Source organism: Thermodesulfobacteriota bacterium (assembly GCA_036397855.1).
GTDB lineage: Bacteria > Desulfobacterota_D > UBA1144 > Nemesobacterales > CSP1-2 > DASWID01.
Genome location: DASWID010000121.1, coordinates 1 through 2,988, shown reverse-complemented (window position 1 = coordinate 2,988; position 2,988 = coordinate 1). Strand labels below are relative to the sequence as shown.

At 41.3% G+C, this 2,988-nt stretch carries 2 protein-coding genes; one reads left to right on the top strand and one right to left on the bottom strand.

Going from position 1 to position 2,988, the window contains the following annotated elements:
- Window positions 1-1,066 (bottom strand): acetate/propionate family kinase (locus tag VGA95_09420; protein HEX9666757.1); only part of this gene is annotated, 1,066 nt, incomplete at its 3' end.
- A gap of 621 nt (window positions 1,067-1,687) precedes the next feature.
- Here VGA95_09420 and VGA95_09415 point away from each other — a divergent pair.
- On the top strand, window positions 1,688-2,917 hold the full coding sequence (locus VGA95_09415; GenBank protein HEX9666756.1) for a glycosyltransferase: 1,230 nt from the start codon (window positions 1,688-1,690) through the stop codon (window positions 2,915-2,917).
- The last annotated feature ends 71 nt before the right edge of the window (window positions 2,918-2,988 follow it).

Below are 2,988 nucleotides of genomic sequence, written 5' to 3'. Positions count from 1 at the left end.
GATCCAGATGGATGTTCAAAAATGTCATGTCATCACATATGCGTTTTCGAATGACAGGGGAGTTTTCTCCAATTCCTCCAGTAAAGATAAGGTTATCAACACCTCCTAATGCGGTGCATAGAGCACCGAGAAATTTTTTTGCCTGATAACAGAAAAGATATATTGCCTCTGCTATATCGGCGCTTTTCGTCTCATTATCTAGCAGAAATTTCATATCGGAGCCTCTTCCTGAAACCCCCAATAGCCCGGAATGCATGTTTAACATCTCATTTAACGAGCTTGGGCTTAGCCCTTTTTTACGGAGAAGATAAATTAAAATCCCGGGGTCTAAATCTCCACACCTGGTACCCATCATCAGCCCGCCGGTCGGTGTAAATCCCATAGATGTATCCATGCTTCTACCGTCCTTAACTGCCACAATGCTTGCGCCGCTTCCGAGATGAGCTATGATGACACGACCCCTTGCAACCTTTTCTCCAGCGACAGTCATCAGTTCTTGCATGATGTATTCGTAGGATAAGCCGTGAAAGCCATACCGCATGATTCCTTCCCTGAATAGGCTTCTCGGTAATGCGAACATTTTTGCACGTAGTGGTAGCTGCCTATGAAAAGCAGTATCGAAGCATGCTACCTGAGTCAGGCCAGGGTAAGTCTTGTTAATTGCCATTATTCCCGTGATTTCATTCGGAAGATGGTCGGGAGCTAGGGGAACAAGTTCATTCAGCTTTTCCATCAATTCGGGCGTGATATCCTGCGGCCGGGAATATTCGATTCCTCCATGCACGATACGGTGGCCAACGGCGTCTATTTTCTCTACTGGGCTGTTTTTTCTAAGCCATTCAAATAGAGCTTTAAAAGCCGCATCATGGTCGCGAAGATACAGGTTATCCTCGAGATTAATTTCACCCTGTGCATCCTTGATTTTTAAGATGGTGGATTTCTGACCGATCCTCTCTATAACCCCTGATAAAATCAGGGTTTCTGATTGTCCCATTTCGTAAAGTGACAATTTAATGCTTGAGGATCCGCTGTTTATGGTGAGTATTCGATTGTTATTTAATCCCATAAGCTTCTGTGCATTTATCGTCGGTCATAAGATTTACATTGTTTATTAGGCTGTTTTATTAATAATATTTATAAAAGATAAAACTATATACCATATATATCGGATTTTCTAAACTGAACTATTCAATTTTGAGAAGTGATTCAGAGTTTACATATGGAGGTCTATAAATCTGAGTTGCGATGTTTATAAAATAGATTGGGAACCGCAAAGAGTAGACATTCCACTCCTACTGCTTGGTACTAGATTCTTCATTATTACCCAGTTTAAACTCAGAGTACTTATCGATATAAAGGGGGCCCTGAAAAAAAAGTAATGGGTTTTTTGATCGACCCGATTTCTCTACGTCAGTTATAAACAAGGAATGAAAGATCATCTAGGATGTTAGACTGGGCTTTATGGAAGACAGCTAAAAGAGATCCACGGAAACTATGGGTGCCCGTGTATATGGTAGTCTTGGGTTTTCCTGTTGAGCTTGGGTATAGAAAGATCACGAATCATTAGATAAAATCAATGAGAAATAGTGGCGCAGCAGCAGATAGATTATCAAAAGTGTCTAATTAGATTCCGGATTTTAAGCTTTATCAAAGTTTTATTAAATGTATGAAAAGGGTATAGCTAATCATGATGCACCACGGGCTGACACAAATTGGGGAGTATGAAGAGTTTGTAGGGTCAGGAACCATCGCACGCATTAGAAAGAAGGCTGAGGCTCTGAAGGGTATTCATGTGGCTCATGTCAATTCGACTTATTATGGTGGGGGTGTTGCAGAGCTGTTGTCATCCATTACCTTGTTGCTTAATAGTGTGGGAGTTAAAACTGAATGGAGAGTGATACAGGGATCTCCAGATTTTTTCAGTATTACGAAGAAGGTGCACAATGCACTGCAGGGTGGAGAACTCAATCTTAGCAGGCGGAAAATAGATATTTATGAGAAGGTTATATATGAAAATTCGGTGAGGAATATACTTGATTACCACGATTTTATAATCATCGACGATCCTCAACCTCTTGGCATGATAAATCACTACAAGAAGACCTGCCCTTGGATATGGCGTTGCCATGTTGATCTCTCTAATCCAAACAAGCCGCTTTGGAATTACATGATTCCATACATTGAAAAGTATGATGCAGTGATATTTAGTTTAAAAGAATACGCTAAGGAACTCAAAACGCCTCAGGTTTTCTTCATGCCCGCTATAGATCCATTTACCATAAAGAATAAGGAGCTCACCGATAGGGAGATAAATGAACGCATTGAACATTACAAGATACCTACAGACCTTCCACTTGTCGTACAAATCTCTCGCTTTGATAGATGGAAAGACCCGGAGGGTGTGATCAAGGCATTCAAGTTGGCCAGGAAAGAGGTTGACTGTACCTTGGTGCTGTTAGGCAATGCAGCTACGGATGACCCTGAAGGCCAGAGGGTTTACGAGTCTTTATTGAACTGCCAGGAAGAGCGAATCATTATCCTTTCTCATCAGGATTCGGCCCTGGTTAATGCTCTTCAACGAAAGGCCGCGGTTGTACTTCAAAAATCAATTAGGGAGGGCTTTGGTCTGACCGTCGCCGAGGCTATGTGGAAAGGGACGCCCGTAATTGGGGGAAACGTTGGAGGAATCCGTCATCAGATCAAAGACGGGGTGAACGGATTCCTTGTGTCTTCTGTCGAAGAAGCGGCAGAAAGGATAGTTCAGTTGGTAAATGACAAGGGTTTGAGACAGCGAATGGGTAAGAATGCCAAGGAAATTGTTCGTAAGAATTTTTTGATGACACGCCTTCTAGAACAATATCTTGATCTGTTTAAGTCTTTTAGGATCAATTTTGAATTAGTTCCTTTTCAAAAATAATTTATTTTTTCTAATTTTTTAAAATGTGCTATTTGAGACAGGTGTGGTCATATTATTTCCTCTCTTGGACA

Excerpts from the sequence above, each read along its gene's own strand:
- VGA95_09415 (HEX9666756.1), top strand. The coding sequence starts at position 1,688 with ATGATGCACCACGGGCTGACACAAATTGGGGAGTATGAAGAGTTTGTA.